Below are 20,364 nucleotides of genomic sequence, written 5' to 3' on the forward strand. Positions count from 1 at the left end.
TTTGTGAGCACAGCGGTCGCACGACGCAGCACCTTGCCGGGGTTCGGTCTCACCATGGGACTGACCCTGACCTGGCTCTCCGTCATCATCCTGATTCCGCTGGCCGCCCTGTTCCTCAAGACGTTCGAGCTCAGCCTCGACCAGTTCTGGGGCGTCATCACCAGCCGCCGCACGCTGAACGCGCTGAAGATATCGTTCGGCCTGTCGTTTGCCGCGGCCTGCGTCAATCTGGTGATGGGCACCATCATCGTCTGGGCGCTGGTGCGTTACAGATTTCCGGGCCGGCGGCTGTTCGACGCCATCGTCGACATTCCCTTTGCCCTGCCGACCGCTGTGGCCGGCGTCGCACTGACGCAGCTGTTCGCTCAAAAAGGCTGGCTCGGTGCGCCGCTCGCCGAGCTCGGCATCAAGGTCGCGTTTACGCCGATCGGCATCTTCATCGCGATGGTCTTCATCGGCATTCCCTTCGTCGTGCGCACGGTGCAGCCGGTGCTGATCGATCTCGATGTCGAGATCGAGGAGGCGGCGGCGAGCCTGGGTGCCAACCGCTGGCACACCGTGTTCCGGGTCATCCTGCCGAGCCTGATCCCGGCGCTGCTGACCGGTTTTGCGCTCGCCTTTGCCCGCGCCGTCGGCGAATACGGCTCGGTGATCTTCATCGCCGGCAATCTGCCGAACGTCTCCGAGATCGCGCCGCTCTTGGTCGTGATCCGGCTGTCCGAGTTCCGCTATGCCGACGCCACCGCGATCGCGGTGGTGATGCTGGTGGCCTCGTTCCTGATCATCTTCCTGATCAATCGTCTGCAGCGCTGGGCGCAAGCCCGCATTCCCGTGCATTGAGGGGATCTGCGATGTCGATGCAAACGGGATTGGCGACCACGACCACACAGCTGCGGACCTACGCGCCGGCAACCGACGTCAGTGCCGCGGCGCCGGCGCCGCGGCTTGAGATCGTGCGCGGCCGGTCGAGCGCCGCGCGGCAGAATCCGCGCACCGAGCCGGGACCAATACGCTTTGTCATCATCGCGCTGGCGGTGACCTTCCTCAGCGTCTTCGTCGTGCTGCCGCTGGTCGTGGTGTTTGCTTCGGCCTTCTCGAAAGGCGTCGGAGCGTATATCGCGGCGCTGGCCGAGCCCGAAGCGCTGGCCGCCATCAAGCTGACGCTGCTGGTTGCCGCGGTCTCGGTCACGCTCAATCTCGTGTTCGGCGTCGTTGCGGCCTGGGCGATCTCGAAGTTCGAATTCACCGGCAAGACCTTCCTGATCACGCTGATCGACCTGCCGTTCTCGGTCTCGCCCGTGATCTCGGGCCTCGTCTTCGTGTTGCTGTTCGGCGCGCAGGGCTATTTCGGGCCATGGCTGCAGGCGCACAACATCCACATACTGTTCGCGGTGCCCGGCATTGCGCTGGCGACTATCTTCGTCACCTTCCCCTTCGTGGCGCGTGCGCTGATCCCACTGATGCAGGAGCAGGGCACCCAGGAAGAGGAGGCGGCGATCTCGCTCGGCGCCTCGGGCCTGCAGACCTTCTTCCGCATCACGCTGCCGAACATCAAATGGGGTCTGCTGTACGGTGTGCTGCTCTGCAACGCGCGCGCCATGGGCGAGTTCGGCGCGGTGTCAGTGGTCTCGGGCCACATCCGCGGCGAGACCAACACGATGCCGCTGCTGGTCGAGATTCTCTACAACGAATATCAATTCGTCGCGTCGTTCGCGATCGCATCGCTGCTCGCGATGCTGGCGTTGATCACGCTTGTCGTGAAGACCGTCCTCGAGCGGCGTCTCGACGAAACCGAGGTGGGCGATGGCGATTGAAGTCAAGAACATCGTGAAGAAGTTCGGCAGCTTTGCCGCGCTCGACAATGTCGACCTCAAGGTCGCCGACGGTGAGCTGCTGGCGCTGCTCGGGCCGTCCGGCTCGGGCAAGACCACGCTGCTGCGGATCATCGCGGGGCTCGACTGGCCCGATTCCGGCGAGGTCGCGATCGACGGCGAGAACGCGCTGACCCGCGGCGCCAGCGAGCGTCAGGTCGGCTTCGTGTTCCAGCATTACGCGCTATTCCGGCACATGACAGTGTTCGAGAACGTCGCCTTTGGCTTGCGGGTGCAGCCGCGCGCGATCCGCAAGGATGAGGCCACGATCCGCGCCCGCGTCAAGGAGCTGCTCGATCTGGTGCAGCTCGATTGGCTGTCGAACCGCTATCCCAGCCAATTGTCCGGCGGCCAGCGTCAGCGTATCGCGCTGGCACGGGCGCTCGCGATCGAGCCGCGCATCCTGCTGCTCGACGAACCCTTCGGCGCGCTCGACGCCAAGGTGCGCAAGGAGCTCAGGCAATGGTTGCGCTCGCTGCACAACGAGATCCACGTCACCTCGATCTTCGTGACCCACGACCAAGAGGAGGCGCTCGAAGTCGCCAACCGCGTGGTCGTGATGGACAAAGGCAAGATCGAACAGATCGGCACGCCCGGCGAGGTCTATGACAATCCGGCGACCGCCTTCGTGCATGGTTTTATCGGCGAATCCATCGTGCTGCCCGTCGATGTCAGCGGTGACGCGGTCCGGCTGGACGGTCGTCCCCTGAATATCGCGGCCCATGGCGCGGCGTCCGGCGCGGCGAAGCTGTTCGTCCGCCGCCACGACATGGCGATCGGGCCGGCGGGAAGCGGCGCGCTGGATGGCGCTATCAGGCATGTCCGTTCGTTCGGCCCGATCCAGCGTGCCGAAGTCGCCTTGTCCGGCCGTGAGGGCAACACCGTGATTGAGATCGACGCGCCCCGCGACCGCGAGCTGCAGGCCGGTGAAATCGTCTCGCTACAGCCCCGCCGCTACCGGATCTTTGCCACCCAGGATTAATTGGGGGCCTGTTGACAAAGCGGGCTTCACATCGGCCAGTCTGCCTCAACGGTCACGAGGGAGACGACATCGATGAACGATCGGGAGCGTGCTGCAGCTGATGTCAAGACGGCGCGCGCCGCGCAGACCAAGGCGATGGCCGATCGCGACTTCGAAGCTGCGGCATCGCTCTGGACCGAAGACGTGACCATGCGCAGGGCGCTCGGCCAAGCGATCGCGGGTCGGTCCGAGTACCTCGACATGCTGTCGTCCACCAGTTCCGGACAAAATCCCATCGTCTATCAGCGCACGGCCGTCACCGTGGATGTCAGCGATCGCTGGCCTCTGGCTTACGAGGAGGGCCGATGGTCCGGCCATGTCGGCAATGCAGACGGGCAACCGGTCATCGCCGGTCGCTATGCGGCGCAGTGGGTGAAACGGGACGAGCGTTGGCTGATCCGGTCGGAAGTGTTCGTGGCCCTGACATGCGAAGGCGGCGGGTGCCTGTTTGAAGCGTTGCCGTAACCGGCAAGCAGCGGATTCGCGCCTGACGGCGCGTGACTAACGGGCCTTGACGGGCCGGTTGCCGTGACTGTCTTGCGGCACGCCTCGCTGCAGCGACATGTGGGAGTGAATGCCGAGCCAGTGCCCGTCGGCCTGACGCGCGAGAATGATCGTCGCCCGCCCTGGCCGATCGAAGCGGCTGCCGTCCGCATGGAAGCCCGTGCTCGTCCAGGGCGTGATCACCGTCGCCATGCCGCCGTCGGCGCTGACCAGCACCGCAGTATTGTCGAGGTCGAAGGCGAAATCCGCCGTGCGGGGCCAGACATTGTCCCATTGCGTCTCGGTCCAGCGCGCGAGGCCGCGGATCAGTTCCTGATAGGTGCCGAACGCGATGATGTCAGGATGCCAGAACTGACGGGCAGCAGCATAGTCCACCGCCCTGACGCAGGCGGAGAACCGTTCGAGCCAATCGAAGACCGATTGGGTCGTCGTCGAATCGGCGATCGGTAGGGCTGCTTCCTGGCTCATCATCTTCCTCAACGCGACCGGTATGGCAGTCCGACAGAGCCAGAAACGCACAACGGCGTCAACGAGATAGCCTTAAGGCCGGCTGGCATAGGGTGGCCGCGCAGCCCCCCGGAATGACGGCATTTGGCGGCCGAAAGTTAGCCCCTCTTCACCATTCAGCCACGGTTGGTATGCAACAACGGCGGGCCAACCTTGGGGGTTCTTTCAGTGAAACGGACGACGGTTGCCCTGTTCGGGCTTCTGGTGCTTGGCGGCTGCGCCGCAGACACCAAAATCCCGGAAGAACCAGCCATGTATCTCAACATGGCGCAGGCAGGCGCCGTGCTGGACGCCCCGGCAGCCGCGATCCTGTTTTCGCAATATCGTCAGAACAATGGCCTCGGCTCCGTCGTGGTGGACCCCGATCTGATGAGGCTCGCCGAGCAGCAATCGCAGGCGATGGCCGCCCGCAACAAGATGGATCACGACGTGAAGGCCCCGCTCGGCAAACGGCTGGAGGCCGGGGGTTATCCTGCGACGGTGGCCGTCGAGAACATCTCCGCGGGCTATCACACACTGGCGGAAGCGTTTTCGGGCTGGCGCGATTCACCGCCGCATAAGGCCAATATGCTGAAAAGCGGTGTCACAAAAATGGGCATCGCGGCGACCTATGCGCCGAACACCAAGTACAAGGTGTTCTGGACGCTTATTCTGGCGGCAACGTCAGATCGATAAACTCCGCGTGATCCAACCTGCCATCTGATCGATTGACGCCGCGGCGAACTGTCGCCACGGTGCCCCGAAGTTATTTGCTCACCGAACGGTTTCGAATGGATACCTCGGATTCCGCGCCAGCCTCGGCGCCCGCGCAAGCGCAACGCGTTCTCGTTCTGCAAGGCGGCGGCGCGCTCGGTTCCTACCAGGCCGGCGCGTTTCAGGCGCTCTGCCACGCAGGCTTCGAGCCGGAATGGATCGCCGGCATCTCGATCGGCGCCATCAATGCCGCGATCATCGCCGGCAACGATCCGGACAAGCGCGTGGCTCGCCTGAAGGAATTCTGGGAGATGGCGTCGTCGCCGGTGCCCTGGAATCCGGTCTCCACCCACGAGCGCGTCCGTTCGCTGTTCAACGAGACCAGCGCCGCCATTATCGCGACCTTCGGCGTGCCGGGCTTTTTCTCACCACGGATTCCGCCGGCACCGCTCTGGCCGCCCGGCAGCTCGCAATCGCTGAGCTATTACGACACCGCGCCACTGAAGAAGACGCTGGAACACCTGGTCGATTTCGACCGCATCAACGATCTGAAGACGCGGCTGTCGGTCGGCGCGGTCGGTGTCACCTCGGGCAATTTCCGCTACTTCGACAATCACGAGTTCAAGAAGCTCGGCAAGAGGATCGGTCCGGAGCACATCATGGCTTCCGGCGCGCTGCCGCCGGGCTTTCCGTCCGTCGTCATCGAAGGCGAGCATTACTGGGACGGCGGCATCGCGTCCAACACGCCGCTCGATTTCGTGCTCGACGAGGAGACCGACCGCGATCTCCTGATCTTCCAGGTCGACCTGTTCAGCGCGCGGGGACGCTTGCCGGAGACATTGCTGGAGGCCTCCGAGCGCGAAAAGGACATTCGCTTTTCCAGCCGGACGCGAATGAATACCGACAAGAACAAGCAAATCCACAACACCCGCGTGGCGGTGCGCGACCTGATCAGCAAGCTGCCGGAGCATTTGCAGAACGATCCGTCGGTCGAGCTGTTACGCAAGGCCGCGAAGGAGAATACCGTTACGGTGGTGCACCTGATCTACAAGAGCAAGAATTACGAGACCTCGTCAAAGGACTACGACTTCTCTCATGTCGGGATGGTCGAGCACTGGGGCGCCGGGGTCCGCGACGTCCATTTGTCGATGCGTCACAAAGAATGGCTAGAACGGCCACAGTCCGGGGAAACCATGGTGACTTACGACCTCACGGGGGACGAATCCAATCCTCCCGAAAGCAAATAGGAGCGAAGAAGAATGGGTACGCTGACAGGCAAGACCGCCGTTGTGACCGGCTCGACCAGCGGCATCGGATTGGCGTATGCGCGCGCTTTCGCCGGCGCCGGCGCCAATATCGTCCTCAATGGCATGGGGGTTCCGGCCGACATCGAGAAGGAACGCTCCGGCATCGAGACCGACTTCAAGGTCAAGGCCGCATATTCGCCGGCCGACATGACCAAGCCGGCCGAGATCGCCGAGATGGTCGCGCTCGGTGAAAAGACCTTCGGTTCGGTCGATATCCTGGTCAACAATGCCGGCATCCAGTTTGTTTCGCCGATCGAGGAGTTTCCCCCGGAGAAGTGGGAAGCGATCATCGCGATCAATTTGTCGTCGGCTTTCTACGGCATCCGCGCCGCGGTGCCCGGCATGAAGAAGCGCGGCTGGGGCCGCATCATCAACACCGCTTCGGCGCACTCGCTGGTCGCCTCGCCGTTCAAGTCGGCCTATGTCGCGGCCAAGCACGGCATCGCCGGCCTGACCAAGACCGCGGCGCTGGAACTCGCCCAGTTCAAGATCACGTGCAACTGCATCTCGCCGGGCTATGTCTGGACGCCGCTGGTTGAGCACCAGATTCCGGAGACCATGAAAGCGCGCAACATGACCAAGGAGCAGGTCATCAAGGACGTGCTGCTGGCCGCGCAGCCGACCAAGGAGTTCGTGACCTCGGAGCAGGTCGCAGCGCTTGCGCTGTTCTTGTGCGGCGACGATGCCGCGCAGATCACCGGCGCCAACCTCTCGATCGACGGCGGCTGGACCGCGGAGTAGCGCTCTATGCTGGATGCCCCGCGAATGCGGGGCATCCAGTACGCCGCGACTTCTCCGAAAACCTCGATGGTTGTGAATACTGGATCACCCGCTTTCGCGGGTGATGACGATTTGTGTTTGGGCTATTTCCCGAATGCCAGCACGTGCAGCCCAAGGCGCGAGCGCACGACGTAGAACAGCAGGATCGTCTCGAACGTCAGCGAGATCGAGGTCGAGGCCGCCGCGCCCATGCCGCCATAGCGCGGCACCAGCGCGATGCAGAGCCCGACATTCATCAGGAACGACACCGCATAGGCCATCGCGCAGATGCGCTGGTGGCCGAGCATGTTCAACAGCCGCTCCACGGGCCCGATCGCCGAGCGTACCGCGAGCCCGATCGCGGCGACGAACATGATGTTGTAGCCGGCCACGAAATGTGGGCCGAACAGCCACAGCAGCGGCTTGCCGAACGCCAGCAGGGCAACGGTGGCGAACAGCGACGGCCAGAACGTCCAGCTGATTGCGTGCGCGACATAGGCCGACAGCCGGTCCTTGTCGCCGAGCGCGTTGTATTCGGCGAAGCGATGCGCCGTCGTTGCCGACATCGCGTAGTGGATGAAGGACACCAGCGCCAGCGTTTTCACCACCGCAAAGTAGACGCCGACCTCCTCGGACGAACGGAATTGCTGCAGCACCAGCACGTCGGTGTAGCTCAGCAGCAGATAGAAGCTCTCGACCAGCATGATCGGCAGCGAGATCGCGAGCCAGCCCTTGACATCGTAGGTGCTCTCGCCCGGCCCGACATGGGCGGCGAGGCGGCGGTTCAGCACGATCATCTGGCCGATCGCTGCGATATAGACCGCTGCTGCGCTCGCGACCATCGCAACCGCGGCGCCGAGATGGAGGCCGAGCGCCAGTGCGCCGGCGGTCAAGCCGATGATCAGTCCCTGGCGCACGATGAATTGCGGCATCAAGCCGAGTTGCATCCAGTCGTGCGACCGCGCGATTCCGTCCTGCGTGTTGGCGACGACGAAGGGCGGCAAAATCAGACAGCCGATATAGAGCGGGACGATTGCGTTGGCGTCGATCCAGGGCGACATCGACCGGATCAGGCCTGCAAGCAGCAGGGCTACGACGCTGGAGGCTGCAAGCGTCATCCAGCGGCTTCCGGACAGGAAGCCGCGCAGCCGGGCATGATCGCCGCTGGCGCGGTATTCCGGGATGATCTTCTGCGCAGAGGCGGCGATGCCGAAATCCAGCGTGCTGCCGAGCAGCAGAACCCAGGTCCAGACATAGACGTAGGTGCCGTAGTCCGAGCCGTTCATCCAGCGCGCCAGCAGGATCTGCGCGAGGTAGGCGATGGCCGCGCTGATGACGCGGATGATGAAGATGGTGCCGGCGAGCCGTTTTGTAACCGTCGCCTCGCTGGTGCCGCCGACCAGGCGCGCAAGCAGGCCGCGCAGGCGCGCGACCGGGCCTGACGGCGCCGTGGGTGCGGATCGGCTCTCGATCACGGTCAAGGCAGGAAATTCCTGAACGCCGCGAGGCGGCGGCAATGCCCTGACCTATCAACGAAACGTTAAGATTAGGTTGGGTGACCCCGTCGTCCCGGCCTTCGCCGGGACGACGGCATCAATTCAAATTAATATTGAATTCGTAGCTTTTGCCGCCGCCGACCAGTGTCAGCTTCAGGGCGGCGCCCTCCGGGTTGGCGCCGGGGGGCAAGCCATCGAGCTCGAAGATGAAGCGCTTCACGCCTGGTGGCGATTGCTCGACCAGCTTCGGTACCGGCAGCGCCCAGTCCGGCGTCGGCCCCTCGACGTACAGGCTGAGATCCTTGGTCTCGGGCGCGGTCACATCGACCAGCACGTTGTTCTTGCCGTCGCGCTTGACGTCGCGGATCGTCAGCGGGTTGGGATCGCCGATATTGGCGGGCTTCGGCACGGCGTTGAGGGCTTCCGACAATGCGCCGTCCTCGGTGCTCGCGACGCTCGCGAATGCAAGCTCGGCCTTCGCTTCCACGGGCACGCACAGCTTCTCGCACACCGCGTAGTTGATGTCGGCGCGCAAGGTCAGCGGCTTGTCGGGATTCTTCGCGACGATGCGCAGCGGCAGCACCACCTGATGCTTGTAGCCGAGCGACGTGCCGCCGGCGCCGTCGTCGAATTGCCGCGGCGCCGGCCACATCACGGTCACCGCTTCGACATTTTCCGACTTGGAGAAATCGAACCGCGGCGGCACGCCGGAATCGCCCGGCGTCCGCCAGTAGGTTTTCCATCCGTCCTGCAGCTGGAAGGCGATGCCGCCGAGCAGCACCGCGCCGCTGCGCGATCCCGCGAGCAGCCTGACCGCGGAATGCGTATCCTGCAGCCACGGCGAGGCGTCGTCGGCGCGAACCTCATTTGCCATACATGCGACAGACAGAATGGCGGCAAAGCCGAAGGCGGCCCGCAGGGGAACTATGACGGTCATGAGACGTCTTTACCTGCAACTTTCGTTGCAAACCATTGAATTGCTTGTGATGCATCGCCGCAAGGCGGTTGATGCTTGATTGACAGAACCGCCACCCAATATCAGGATGCCAAATCAGCAGGAAAGGCCTTTGCGGATGCGCCCTGAAGGCAAGGAAACCAAGACACGCAAGACGACGCGGGCCAAGAGCGCCGGCATCGGTCATAACGCGACCGACGAAGGCTATCTCGATGGCCAGTTGCTGATCGCGATGCCGGTGATGAACGACCCGCGCTTCGAGCGCTCCGTGATCTACATGTGCGCCCATTCCTCTGAAGGCGCCATGGGCATCATCGTCAACCGCCCGGCCGGCAGCATCGATTTTCCCGGCCTGCTGGTCCAGCTCGACATCATCGAGAAGGCCGACCAGATCCTGCTGCCGGAAAATGCCGAGATGATGAAGGTGATGAAGGGCGGTCCGGTCGATACCGGCCGCGGCTTCGTGCTGCATTCCAGCGACTTCTACATCCAGGATGCGACGCTGAACATCGACGACGGTATCTCGCTGACCGCGACCGTCGACATCCTCAAGGCGATTGCCAAGGGCGCCGGCCCCAAGCACGCGATCCTGGCGCTGGGCTATGCCGGCTGGGCGCCAGGCCAACTCGAGAACGAGATCCAGCACAATGGCTGGCTGCACTGCGACGCCGATCCGGAGCTGATCTTCGGCGACGATGTCGACGAGAAGTATTTGCGCGCCCTGCGCAAGATCGGCATCGATCCCGGCATGCTTTCCAACGAAGCCGGCCACGCGTAGCCCCGCCGCTGCGCGTTTCTGTCATGCCCCGCGAAGGCGGGGCACCCAGTACGCCGCGGCCCATCGGCTCAAGCACAACTGTCTCTGGAATACTGGGTCGCCCGGTCAAGCCGGGCGATGACAGCGGAGCGGCTACTCCGCCGCTTGCTGCGCCACTGTCGGCGCCGTACCCGCCACCGTGGCGCGGCGCATGTCGCGGGGCTGCGACTGATCGTAGCGGCGCACCCGGTGCATGGTCTGGCGGTTGTCCCACATCACGAGGTCATGCACGGTCCATTTGTGCGTGTAGACGAACTCCGGCTGGGTGGCGTGCTCGGTGAGATCGCGCAGCAACAGCCGGCCCTCCGGCATGCTCGTGCCCCGTATCGCGCCGGCATGCGACGACAGATACAGCGACTTGCGGCCGTGCACCGGATGGGTTCGCACCAGGCGCTGCAGCACCGGTTTGAACATCTCCTTCTCCTCGTCGGTGTAGTCGAGGAAGCCGAGCGAGCCGCGCGAATACATCAGCGAGTGTTCGCAGATCATCTCCTCGATCTCGGCCTTGGTCTCGTCGTCGAGCGCATCATAGGCCGCGCGCATGTCGGCGAATTCCGTGTTGCCGCCCTTCGGGTTCACAATGCGTGCCGACAGCAGCGAGAATTTGGCCGGGATCGGACGGAACGAACTGTCGGAGTGCCACAGGCAGTTGCCGAGATTGAACAGATGGGTGCGATGATCCTTCGGCAGCGGCTTGCCGTCCTTGCCGAGATTGGAAACATCGTTCAGCCCGGAGGAGAGGCGGTAGTCTTCCTTCTTGGTCACGGTGCCGCCGCGGGATTTTTCGCGCTCGCCGAAATTCAGCGCAAACGCCATTTGCTGCTCGTCCGTGATGTCCTGGCCGTGGAATACCAGCACGGCGTATTTGTCCATGCCGGCCTCGATGTCTTCAGCTTCCTGCTTCGTCAGCGGCTTGCGCAGATCGACGCCGGAGACTTCGCCGACGAAATGTTTGTGAAGCTGCCGGATCAGGACCGTCATGGCATATCTCCCCGTAGCGCTGCGGGCGGCTTCTCCCGCTTCGTTTGAGGGAAGGCTACTCTCGACGCGCGGCCTGTCAACGCTCCAAGGCCGGGCGCGGATCAGGCATTCCGCGCCATCAACCCGCCGTCTACCGGAATGACGGCCCCGGTCAGGAAGGAGGCGGCGGGCAGGCACAGGCTGAGCGTCATATGCGCGACCTCTTCCGGATCGCCGTAACGTCCGAGCGCGGTGCGGCGCCTGGCGTAGATCGTCTTGTGCTCTTCCGAGATGCGATCGGTGATCCCGGTGCGGATCGGTCCCGGGCAGATGCAGTTCACCGTGATGCCGTCGCGGCCGAGTTCGACGGCGAGCGAGCGCGTCAGCCCGGCCACGCCGGCCTTCGCCGCGGAATAGGGGCTGTGCAGTGCGGTCGCGCCGAGCGCCTCGGTGGAGGCGATGTTGACGATGCGCGGCGATTTCGACTTGCGCAAATGAGGGAGAGCGGCGCGGATGATGCGCGGATGCGCCGTCAGCATCACCGCAATGCCCTTCGCCCAGGCGTCCTCATAACCGGGATCGTCGATCGGCACGCGCACCGAGATGCCGGCATTGTTGACGATGATGTCGAGACCGCCGAAATGCGCGGCGACATCGTTGACGACTTTGATGATGGCGTCGCGATCGGCGACATCAAGCACCCAGGCCTTCGCGGAGCCGCCGCTCGCAGCGATCTCCTTCGCCACCGCTTGCGTGCCCTCGACGCTCAGATCGGTGACGGCGACATTGGCGCCCTCATGGGCGAGCACGCGCGCGGTGGCGCGGCCCATGCCGCTGGCCGCGCCGGTGACGAGAACGGTGAGGCCCTTCACCGAGCGGCTGAGCTGTTTGAAATCGGTCATGACGGACCTCGCGGAAGAATGCGTCGTTGTGAGACGGACAACGCTGGCACCGATCCGCGGACAGGTCAAACCGATGACCTGATTCGGGCGATCTTGCAGCGCATTAACGCAAGTTCGACGTTGGTTTTTTGGGAATGATCATGCTCAATCAGAAGAAGAGCAGACGAGAGGACCGCGCGATGAACGAGCTCGATTTCTCAGGCAAGCAAATGCTGGTGGTCGGCGGCTCCAGCGGCATCGGCAACGGCATCGCGCAGGCATTCCGCGCCAAGGGTGCGCGCGTGAGCGTCTGCGGCACTCGCGCCAGCGCGAGCGATTATTCCGCCGAGGACGGCTCGCATCTCGATGGGCTCTCTTATGCGCAACTCGACGTCAGCGATCAGCAGGCGATCGCGCAGTTCAAGCCGTCGTTCGATCGGCTCGATGTCCTGGTGCTGGCGCAAGGCGCGGTGATTTACCGCCGCGGGGAATTCGAGATGGATGGCTTCCGCAAGGTGATGGAGGTCAATCTGATGAGCCTGATGGCCTGTGCGACCAAATTCCATCCGATGCTGAGCGCCGCAAAAGGCTCGCTGATCATCGTCAGCTCGACTGCGGCTTATCATTCCACCATGGGCAATCCGGCCTACAACGCCTCGAAGACCGGTGCGGTAGGTCTAACCCGCACGCTCGGCGAGGCCTGGGCCGAGAACGGCATCCGCGTCAACGGCATCGCGCCCGGCCTCGTCGACACCAAGATGACCAGGGTGACGACATCAAATCCAAAACGCCTCGAGGGCGCGCTCGAGCGCATTCCGCTGAGGCGCCTCGGCACGCCCGCTGACATGGCCGGTGCGGCGCTGTTCCTGGCCTCGCCGTTGTCGTCCTACATCGTCGGCCAGACCATCGTTGTGGACGGTGGACTGATATTGTAACGCAGGAACTTGCGCGCGGTTCGCCGGTTAGCTCCCCGACAAATCAGGAGCGGCCACGATGGACAAGGATCGGATTTACGGTTCGGCGAAGGAATTCGCCGGCAAGGTCGAGGGTGCCGCGGGCGACGTGACAGGTGATGCCAATACACAGGCGTCGGGTCGCGTGCGCGAGGCGGCCGGCGCCGTGCAGGATCTCTACGGCCAGGCCAAGGATGCCGCGCGCGATGCGGCTGATACCGCCGTCAATTATGCGAAGGACGCCTACGACAATCGTGGCGAAAGCGTGCGCAGCGGGCAGAAGGCGATGGCGAAGACCGTGCAGGACAATCCGCTCGGCTCACTGCTGCTCGCCGGCGGCATCGGCTTTGCGCTTGCGTTGCTGATGACCCGCCAGCCGCGCCGCCAACCGCCGCGCTGGCGCTATTACGGCTGAGACTGCTGCTGACAATTGTACGCCGTCATTGCGAGGAGAGCTCGCGACAAAATTGCAAAGCAATTTTGCGCTGAAGCGACGAAGCAATCCATCTCCCCACACGCGGAGGGATGGATTGCTTCGCGGAGCCTGTCATCGGGCGCGCATTCGCGCGACCCGTTGGTTCGCAATGACGTGGAGGAAGGTCAGCCCCTACTGCACGGCATTACCCGGCACAGATGCGGCGCGGCCGACATTGGCCGGCGGGCGCGGCGGGCCCGGTGCTCGCGGTGGCGGGGTCACCAGCGGCCGTTGCTGCGGCGAGCCAAATCCGAAGAAATCACGAATCGACGGCTGCGACGGCGGTTGTGTCTGGGCCGGGCGGAACACCCGCTTCGGCGCCGGCTTTTGCGGCGCCGTAATGATGCTGCCGTCGGGTGCGATCGCCGTCGTCGAGGGCGGCGGATTCGCCGGCGCGGTTGGCGTGGTTGCGGCGACCGGCACGTCACCCTTGGCCTGTTCGCGGCCGATCTCGCGACGCGGCCAGGCGAAATCGTCGGCGCGGCCGGCGGGCGGCGCCAGCGGCTCTCCCTTCACCAGCGTCCGCGCGGCGAGCGCATCGACCGCAGCGGGCCGCGAGCCCGGGCCGCCGAGCAGCTGATCGGTGCCGACCGAGGAGGCGACCAGCGGCAGGATCGGCCCGGCGAGTGGACGCGGCGCGGGTTTGCCGGGTTCGGCGCTGGCGTCGGGCGTTGCGGGTTCGCTCGGCAGCGCGATCGGGCCGGAGCGCGCCGCGAGCAGGCGCGATACCTCGCGCTCGACATAATGCGCGAGCTTGCGCGCGCCGTACTTGGTGAAGAACACGCCGTCTTTGGTTCGCAGCGGGCGGGGCTGACCTTCGAAGTCGGGACCCTTGAGCACGAAGCGCCCGGCATCATCGACGAAGCCGTCCCAGACGTCGACATAGGTGATGCCGGCCTTGCGGGCGGCGTCGCGATACAGTGCATCCAGGAACAGCATGTCCGCCGTTCCCTTTTGTCCATAGATCGCGGGCAGGCCGACCCACAGCACCGGCACGCCCTTGCTCTTCAGCACATTGATCATCTCCTCGATCTTCTTGCTGTAGAGTTCGACCCAGCGGTCGTCGCGGAACTCGTAGACGCCGTTCGGCGTGCGTGCGGCCTTATCGGGCGAACCGAGCTGCGGCGTGTCGCTGTCGGCGGCATCGTCCGGCGACAGTTCGGTGTCGACCGGCTTGTCGTCAGGCTTCGCCGCGGCATCGGGCTTGGCGTCGCCGGGCTTGCCGTCGCCAGATTTGGCATCGCCGGGCTTCGCGTCCGGCTTGGCGTCGGTTTTGGCGCGCGCGTCTTTTTTGTCGTCCTTCTTGTCGACCTTCTTTTCCACGGCCGGTTCGCGCATCGCGATGCGGTCGTTGAGGCCGAGCATGACGACGATCGCATCGGGGGTCTCGGTGGCGAGAATGCCCTTGGCGGCCGCAGCCCAGTCCGCCGGATCGCCCCTGGGCTGATAGCGGATCAGGCCCGACACCGTCTTGCTCTTGCGGAGCACGCCCATGTCGGGCTGGTCGGAATAGGCATCCTCGAGGCCGTAGGCGAGCCAGTCGGCCATCGCGTCGCCGAGTACCAGCACGTTGCGCTCCGCCACCGTGTCGCGTTTGGCCGGCGCCGGTGCGCGCGAAAAATCCTCGCGCGGCCGCTGCGGTTGCTGTTGCTGTTGCTGGAACGGCTGGAAGAAGTCGCCACCGAACCAGCCGCCGCCGCCACCGCGCTCGCGCTGCGGCGCTTGTCGTTGCGGAGGCGGATTGCCGAAGCCCGGGAAGTTGAAGAACTGTGCCGAGGCGGGGCCTGCGATGCCGACCAGCAGCGTAACCGCAACCACCAGCGCGATCAGCGGGCCGGTTTCGGTGAACACGCGCAGAAAGGATTTCGGCTTCGGCATTGGGTTCGGTCGCAATGGTCTGGAAACGCCAGATATACTAGCGGAATCGGGCCGCAAGGGGGCAGCTTGTCCACCATAAATCGGGCTGGACCGGCCGCCGTCAAGGCGCCAGCCAAATACCGGATTTCAGGGTTACTTTCGGCCCGAACGGCGGGTCTACCGCCCCCGCAACCGTTCCAGTACCTCGGCGGAGGCAAATCCGTCCGCCGGCGTCCCGATCGACGCCTGGAATCCGCGCAGCGCCTCCCGGGTCTGGCCGCCGAGCTGGCCGTCGGGCGTGCCCTTGTAGAAGCCGCGCTGGACCAGCAGCTGCTGCAGTTCCAGCCGTTCGGCGCGCGACAGCACCCGTTCCTGCCGCGGCCAGGGCTGCACGAAGGGCGGCCCGCCACGCAGGCGGTCGGCGAAATGGCCGATCGCCAGCGCATAGGCCTCCGCCGGGTTGTATTTCATGATCACCCGGAAATTCTGCAGCATCAGGAAGCTCGGGCCTTGGGCCCCGGCCGGGGCCAGCAGATAGGCTTTCTCGGGCGACCGCGGGAACGGCTGGTTGTCGGCGCGCTTGACGCCCAGATGCTCCCATTGCGACAGCGGCATCGCCTTGGCGCGGTCGGCCAGCATGTAGTCGAAGCCCTGGGGAACGACGACCTCGTAGCCCCAACTCGCGCCGTTCTGCCAGCCGTCCTTCTTGAGATTGTTGGCGGTCGAGGCGATCAGGTCGCTCGCATTGTCGACCACGTCGCGGCGGCCGTCGCCGTCGCCATCGACGGCGTAGCGCTTGAACGCGGTCGGCATGAACTGGGTCGGGCCGAAGGCGCCGGCCCAGGAGCCGCGCATCTGTTCGGGCTGGAGATCGCCGCGATTGAGGATCTCCAGCGCGGAGAGGAACTCGTCCTTGAAATAGGCCTGGCGGCGGCCGACGCAGGCCAGCGTCGCGGTCGACTGCACCACGCTGCGGTCGCCCATCTGGGTCGAGTAGTTCGATTCGATGCCCCAGATCGCCGCGATAATGTAGCGGTCGACGCCATAGGCCTTCTCGGCGGCGTCGAATTGCGGCTTGTATTTGGTCAGGATCTCGCGGCCCTTGGCCAGGCGGTTGTCGTTCACGAGGATGTCGAGATAGTCCCAGATCGCCTTGGTGAATTCGGGCTGCGAATCCATCAGGTCCATGATGCGCAGGTCGGGCGTGAGGCCTGTGGTGAAGCGCTGGAAATTCTCCTGGCTGATGTTGCGCCGTGCGGCATCCGGCCACATCGCCGCGACGCAGTTTTGAAAGTTCGCGGCGGCCTGACGGATCGCGTCGGCGGTCATCAGCGGATGGCCGGAGGCGCCGTCCTCGCCGCTCCAGGGCGGCGCCGCGCCGTCGGATCCGGTCGCAGCCTGCGGCGGCGGGCTCGACTTCGAAAAGATACTGTCGATCAGGTTGGTCAGCCCGTTGCCCGATGATTGGGCCAGGGCCTTGCCGGGCAGCACGAGGGCGCCGCCGGACACCAGAAGTGTCAGCGCGAGAATGGCCGTGCCGGCCCGGTTGGACGTCGCTGATGCCATCGTGTGCCCGCCTTGGAATGTCCGTGTCAGAAGGCCTCGTTACGGTTTCCAATAGCTTAACAAAGGCGGGATTTTGGAGGCGACAGCATCATGCGATCGGACCTCCATCACCGGACTGCTCCCTCAGACTGGCCAACACGTCTTCGGCGTTTTCAAAACAGTCGCCGCCAGGCGGCAAGGCTTCAATCCGGGCGATCACTGCGCTGAGGCCGGAATGCGTCGCGGACAGCCGCTGCTGGAGCGTTTCGATATCAATCATCTTGCCCTTGAGGGCGGCCAGCAACTTGTCGCGGCTCCAGTCTGCATCGCCGTGGGGCGGCAGCAGGTTTCGGATCTCGTCGAGTGAAAATCCGGCCTGCTGGGCGACAACGATCATTTCCAGCAGCTGCCGGGTGCCGCGCGAATACTGCCGATAGCCGTTCAAACCCCGGTCGATCGAGCCAATCAGACCCTGCTGCTCGTAGTAGCGGATGCGCGAAGGCGCCAGGCCAGAATCCCTGGCCAATTCTCCGATCCTCATGCTGACGCTCCGAGTTTATCCTTGACCTTAAAGTTAAGTTTAATCTTATGGTGCGGCCCGTCAACTGAAAGGCGCGGCCATGTCACCATTTGAATCGCTCACTTTGCCCAATGGAACGATTGTTCCCAATCGCATCGCCAAGGCGGCGATGGAGGAGAACATGGCTGACGCCGAGCATCTGCCCTCGGCTGAACTTCTTCGCCTCTATCAGGCATGGGCGGACGGCGGCGTCGGTCTGATCATCACCGGCAACGTCATGATCGATCGTCGCGCCATGACCGGTCCCGGCGGCGTCGTGCTGGAGGACGGGGCCCGGCTCGAGGCCTTCCGCAACTGGGCGCGTACCGGTCGGGCCAAGGGCGCCCAAATGTGGCTGCAGCTCAATCACCCCGGCCGGCAGATGATGAAGAACCTTGGCCAGGAAACCTGGGCGCCGTCGGCGGTATCGCTCGACCTGGGCAAGCATTCGAAGCTGTTTGCGACGCCAAAGGCGATGACCGAGCAGGACATCGACGAGGTCATTACGCGTTTCGCTGATGCGGCGAAGCTTGCAGAGCAAGCGGGTTTCTCCGGCGTCCAGATTCACGCGGCGCATGGCTATCTGATCAGTCAGTTCCTGTCGCCGCTCTCGAACCGGCGCACCGACCGCTGGGGCGGGTCGCTGGAGAACCGGGCCCGCATTTTGATCGACGCTGTCAAAGCCGTCCGCGCGGTCGTGTCGCCAGGCTTTTCGGTTGCGGTCAAGTTGAACTCGGCAGACTTCCAGCGTGGTGGCTTCGATGCAGCCGATGCGAAGAGTGTCGTCGCGATGTTGAATGCGCTGCCCGTCGATCTGGTGGAACTTTCCGGTGGCAGCTACGAGGCACCGGCGATGCAGGGCGTCGCCCGTGACGGCCGCACGCTGGCGCGAGAGGCCTACTTCCTCGAATTCGCGCGCGACATCGCTGATGTCGCGAAGATGCCGGTGATGGTCACCGGCGGCATCCGTCGCATCGGCATCGTGCAACAGGTTCTCCACAACGGCGTTGCGATCGCGGGTATCGGGACTGCGCTGGCGATCAAGCCGGATTTGCCGATCGCCTGGCGCAATGGCGAGGACCCGCGGCCAGACGTCGCGCCGATCACCTGGAAGAGCAAGCCGCTCGCCTCGTTCGCAATGATGGCCGTCGTCAAATTCCAGTTCAGGCGGTTGAGCCGGGGCCGCAAGCCTCATCCCGGCGTTTCGCCGCTCAGGGCGTTGCTGCTCACCCAGTTGCGGACTGCATCGCTCACCCGCAAGTACCGTCGCTGGATGGCGTCATCAGCCGTTGTTGCTGTCCCTGAGGATTTGCTGGCCTCATCGCGAACTGACGCGCGTGTCGTTCAGACGTCATGATAGCGGCCGGCGGAAGGTTGGCTACGAAATAGGCGTGTTTGCTGATCACACATCCGCCTTTGTTCTCGGCTGCAAAACGGTTACCAAGGTGCGGTTCATTCGCTCATTCGCACCGTCCCACCCGTTTTCAAGGCTTCCGATCATCCCATGAAAATCCGCAAAGCCGTTTTTCCCGTCGCCGGTCTCGGGACCCGCGTGCTGCCCGCCACCAAGGCGATGCCGAAGGAGATGCTGACCATCGTCGACAAGCCCTTGATCCAATACGTGGTCGACGAAGCGAGGGAGGCCGGCATCGAGCATTTCGTGTTCGTCACCGGCCGCAACAAGGGCGTGATCGAGGATCATTTCGATCGCATGTTCGAGCTCGACGCCACGCTGGCTGCGCGCGGCAAGAGGACCGAGCAGGAGATTCTGGCGCAGAGCCAGCCCGAGGCCGGTGCGATGAGCTTTACCCGGCAGCAGGCGCCGCTCGGGCTCGGGCACGCGGTCTGGTGCGCGCGCGACATCATCGGCAACGAGCCGTTCGCGGTGGTGCTGCCGGACGAACTGGTGCTGAATTCGCCGGGCTGTCTCAAGCAGATGATCGAGGCGGCAGCCAAGCTCGGCGACAAGTCGAACGTGATCGCGGTCGAGCCGGTGCCCGACCATCTCACCCATCAATATGGCATCTGCGGCGTCGGCAAGCGCACCGGCAAGATCTTCGAGGTTGACGGCATGGTGGAGAAGCCGCCAAAGGGCACCGCGCCCTCCAATCTCTCGATCACCGGCCGCTACATCCTGCAGCCGGAGATCTTCAAGATCCTGGAGACGCAGGAGCGCGGCGCCGGCGGCGAGATCCAGCTCACCGACGCGATGATCGGCCTGGCCAAGACGCAGAAATTCCACGGCGTCGAGTTCGAGGGCGAGCGCCACGACTGCGGCTCGAAGGCCGGCTTCCTCCGCGCCAACATCGCCTTCGGCCTCAAGCGCCCCGAGCTGCGCGACGGGCTGATCGCGGAGATGAGGAAGTATCTGGGAGAATAGCTCTCTCACGGCTGTCATTGCGAGGAGCGAAGCGACGAAGCAATCCATCGCTCCGCGCGCATGACGGATACTTGAAAATACTACGGCAATGCCGTAGTATGATGCAGTATGCGGACTGTCGTCGAAACGCCGACCTATTTGGCTGATGCCGAGCGACTGTTTCGCTGGATGAACGAAAGGCCATCGTAGACCGGTTGGCGGCCGATCCGACCTGCGGCATCGTCATGTCCGGGACCGGTGGTATTCGGAAAGTGCCGTTTGGCTTTGGTGCCCGTGGCAAGAGCGGCGGAGCTCGAATTATCTACATGTTCAGCGGAAGCAATCTTCCCGTGTTTGTTCTGGCGGTATTCGCCAAGAACGAAAAGGCGAATTTGTCGACCGCGGAACGAGCCAAATTGGCGAAGCTGGTCGCTGCCATGATCGCAGGTTACGGGAGGTAGGAATGACGAAATCCGCATTCGACAAGATCAAGGCCGGGCTGAACGAGGCCAAGGCCTATCTCGACGGGTCTGCCGACCAGAAGACTTTCAAGATTCACGTTCCCTCGCGCGTGAATGTCAAGAAGATCCGTACCCGGCTTGGCCTTTCACAGGAAAGTTTTGCGCAGACGTACGGATTTGCTCTGTCGGCAGTTCGCGATTGGGAGCAAGGCCGTCGTCAGCCAGAGCGCAGCGCTCGCATATTGCTCAAGGTTGTCGAAAAAGAGCCAGACGCCGTAACGCGCGCTCTTGCCAAAAGTGCCTGAGGGCCTATCCAAGGTGTCATCGCCCGCGAATGCGTTGGGCGTTTGGTCGCGCAACAAATCGGTGTCGTCCCGGCGAAAG

22 protein-coding genes are annotated in these 20,364 nt (G+C 64.0%); 14 read left to right on the forward strand and 8 right to left on the reverse strand.

The window, feature by feature from the left end; all coding sequences use genetic code 11:
* Positions 1-33: 33 nt before the first annotated feature.
* From cysT to UP10_RS42020, 4 genes are all read left to right on the forward strand, one after another.
* Complete coding sequence (cysT, locus tag UP10_RS12000) at positions 34-840, forward strand: sulfate ABC transporter permease subunit CysT (protein ID WP_082077066.1); 807 nt, start codon at positions 34-36, stop codon at positions 838-840.
* An 11-nt stretch (positions 841-851) separates the two neighbouring features.
* Positions 852-1,814 (forward strand): sulfate ABC transporter permease subunit CysW, encoded by a 963-nt coding sequence (gene cysW, locus UP10_RS12005; protein WP_245321716.1) that lies wholly within the window; start codon positions 852-854, stop codon positions 1,812-1,814.
* Complete coding sequence (locus UP10_RS12010; protein ID WP_044587545.1) at positions 1,804-2,853, forward strand: sulfate/molybdate ABC transporter ATP-binding protein; 1,050 nt, start codon at positions 1,804-1,806, stop codon at positions 2,851-2,853. Before cysW ends, UP10_RS12010 begins: the two co-directional genes overlap by 11 nt.
* Positions 2,854-2,925: 72 nt before the next feature.
* Positions 2,926-3,357, forward strand: a complete 432-nt coding sequence (locus tag UP10_RS42020) for a YybH family protein (RefSeq protein ID WP_050043635.1) — start codon at positions 2,926-2,928, stop codon at positions 3,355-3,357.
* Positions 3,358-3,393: 36 nt separating this feature from the next.
* Here UP10_RS42020 and UP10_RS12020 read toward each other — a convergent pair whose 3' ends face one another.
* Positions 3,394-3,864 carry a YybH family protein gene (locus UP10_RS12020; RefSeq protein ID WP_044587597.1) on the reverse strand — a complete coding sequence of 157 codons (471 nt, stop codon included), beginning with the start codon at positions 3,862-3,864 and terminating at the stop codon, positions 3,394-3,396.
* Between the two features lie 207 nt (positions 3,865-4,071).
* Here UP10_RS12020 and UP10_RS12025 point away from each other — a divergent pair, with 207 nt between their 5' ends.
* The 3 genes from UP10_RS12025 to UP10_RS12035 all read left to right on the forward strand — a co-directional run bounded on the left by UP10_RS12025 (position 4,072) and on the right by UP10_RS12035 (position 6,644).
* Entirely contained in the window at positions 4,072-4,578 is a 507-nt protein-coding gene (locus tag UP10_RS12025) for a CAP domain-containing protein (protein WP_044587546.1), read from the forward strand.
* A 95-nt stretch (positions 4,579-4,673) separates the two neighbouring features.
* Positions 4,674-5,843, forward strand: coding sequence for a DUF3734 domain-containing protein (locus tag UP10_RS12030; protein ID WP_044587547.1), 1,170 nt, complete (start codon positions 4,674-4,676; stop codon positions 5,841-5,843).
* Between the two features lie 12 nt (positions 5,844-5,855).
* Complete coding sequence (locus tag UP10_RS12035) at positions 5,856-6,644, forward strand: 3-hydroxybutyrate dehydrogenase (RefSeq protein WP_044541166.1); 789 nt, start codon at positions 5,856-5,858, stop codon at positions 6,642-6,644.
* Between the two features lie 122 nt (positions 6,645-6,766).
* On the opposite strand, the gene UP10_RS12040 is transcribed toward UP10_RS12035, so the two are convergent.
* Both UP10_RS12040 and UP10_RS12045 read right to left on the reverse strand, forming a co-directional pair.
* Positions 6,767-8,143, reverse strand: coding sequence for a lipopolysaccharide biosynthesis protein (locus tag UP10_RS12040; protein ID WP_044587548.1), 1,377 nt, complete (start codon positions 8,141-8,143; stop codon positions 6,767-6,769).
* A gap of 112 nt (positions 8,144-8,255) precedes the next feature.
* Positions 8,256-9,095 carry a protein-disulfide reductase DsbD domain-containing protein gene (locus tag UP10_RS12045; protein WP_044587549.1) on the reverse strand — a complete coding sequence of 280 codons (840 nt, stop codon included), beginning with the start codon at positions 9,093-9,095 and terminating at the stop codon, positions 8,256-8,258.
* A 136-nt stretch (positions 9,096-9,231) separates the two neighbouring features.
* Here UP10_RS12045 and UP10_RS12050 point away from each other — a divergent pair, with 136 nt between their 5' ends.
* Positions 9,232-9,891, forward strand: a complete 660-nt coding sequence (locus UP10_RS12050; protein ID WP_044587550.1) for a YqgE/AlgH family protein — start codon at positions 9,232-9,234, stop codon at positions 9,889-9,891.
* Between the two features lie 132 nt (positions 9,892-10,023).
* Here UP10_RS12050 and UP10_RS12055 read toward each other — a convergent pair whose 3' ends face one another.
* Both UP10_RS12055 and UP10_RS12060 read right to left on the reverse strand, forming a co-directional pair.
* On the reverse strand, positions 10,024-10,911 hold the full coding sequence (locus UP10_RS12055; RefSeq protein WP_044587551.1) for a TauD/TfdA dioxygenase family protein: 888 nt from the start codon (positions 10,909-10,911) through the stop codon (positions 10,024-10,026).
* A 101-nt stretch (positions 10,912-11,012) separates the two neighbouring features.
* Positions 11,013-11,792, reverse strand: a complete 780-nt coding sequence (locus tag UP10_RS12060; RefSeq protein ID WP_044587552.1) for an SDR family NAD(P)-dependent oxidoreductase — start codon at positions 11,790-11,792, stop codon at positions 11,013-11,015.
* A gap of 179 nt (positions 11,793-11,971) precedes the next feature.
* Between UP10_RS12060 and UP10_RS12065 the strand changes: the two genes are divergently transcribed.
* Positions 11,972-12,706, forward strand: a complete 735-nt coding sequence (locus UP10_RS12065) for an SDR family NAD(P)-dependent oxidoreductase (RefSeq protein WP_044587598.1) — start codon at positions 11,972-11,974, stop codon at positions 12,704-12,706.
* A 58-nt stretch (positions 12,707-12,764) separates the two neighbouring features.
* On the forward strand, positions 12,765-13,139 hold the full coding sequence (locus UP10_RS12070; RefSeq protein ID WP_044587553.1) for a CsbD family protein: 375 nt from the start codon (positions 12,765-12,767) through the stop codon (positions 13,137-13,139).
* Positions 13,140-13,331: 192 nt separating this feature from the next.
* On the opposite strand, the gene UP10_RS12075 is transcribed toward UP10_RS12070, so the two are convergent.
* From UP10_RS12075 to UP10_RS12085, 3 genes are all read right to left on the reverse strand, one after another.
* A complete protein-coding gene (locus UP10_RS12075) occupies positions 13,332-15,077 on the reverse strand; it encodes an SGNH/GDSL hydrolase family protein (protein WP_044587554.1) in 1,746 nt (581 codons plus the stop codon).
* Between the two features lie 156 nt (positions 15,078-15,233).
* Positions 15,234-16,622 (reverse strand): lytic murein transglycosylase, encoded by a 1,389-nt coding sequence (locus tag UP10_RS12080; RefSeq protein ID WP_044587555.1) that lies wholly within the window; start codon positions 16,620-16,622, stop codon positions 15,234-15,236.
* A gap of 88 nt (positions 16,623-16,710) precedes the next feature.
* Positions 16,711-17,142 (reverse strand): MerR family transcriptional regulator, encoded by a 432-nt coding sequence (locus UP10_RS12085; protein WP_044587556.1) that lies wholly within the window; start codon positions 17,140-17,142, stop codon positions 16,711-16,713.
* A 79-nt stretch (positions 17,143-17,221) separates the two neighbouring features.
* Here UP10_RS12085 and UP10_RS12090 point away from each other — a divergent pair, with 79 nt between their 5' ends.
* The 4 genes from UP10_RS12090 to UP10_RS12105 all read left to right on the forward strand — a co-directional run bounded on the left by UP10_RS12090 (position 17,222) and on the right by UP10_RS12105 (position 20,285).
* On the forward strand, positions 17,222-18,517 hold the full coding sequence (locus UP10_RS12090) for an NADH:flavin oxidoreductase/NADH oxidase family protein (RefSeq protein WP_082077067.1): 1,296 nt from the start codon (positions 17,222-17,224) through the stop codon (positions 18,515-18,517).
* Positions 18,518-18,664: 147 nt separating this feature from the next.
* Positions 18,665-19,540 (forward strand): UTP--glucose-1-phosphate uridylyltransferase GalU, encoded by an 876-nt coding sequence (gene galU / locus UP10_RS12095; protein ID WP_044587557.1) that lies wholly within the window; start codon positions 18,665-18,667, stop codon positions 19,538-19,540.
* 194 nt (positions 19,541-19,734) lie between these two features.
* Positions 19,735-19,980 (forward strand): type II toxin-antitoxin system RelE/ParE family toxin, encoded by a 246-nt coding sequence (locus tag UP10_RS12100; RefSeq protein ID WP_050043637.1) that lies wholly within the window; start codon positions 19,735-19,737, stop codon positions 19,978-19,980.
* Positions 19,981-19,982: 2 nt separating this feature from the next.
* A complete protein-coding gene (locus tag UP10_RS12105) occupies positions 19,983-20,285 on the forward strand; it encodes a helix-turn-helix domain-containing protein (RefSeq protein WP_044587558.1) in 303 nt (100 codons plus the stop codon).
* The last annotated feature ends 79 nt before the right edge of the window (positions 20,286-20,364 follow it).

Source organism: Bradyrhizobium sp. LTSPM299, from assembly GCF_000938235.1.
Taxonomy (GTDB): Bacteria; Pseudomonadota; Alphaproteobacteria; order Rhizobiales; family Xanthobacteraceae; genus Bradyrhizobium.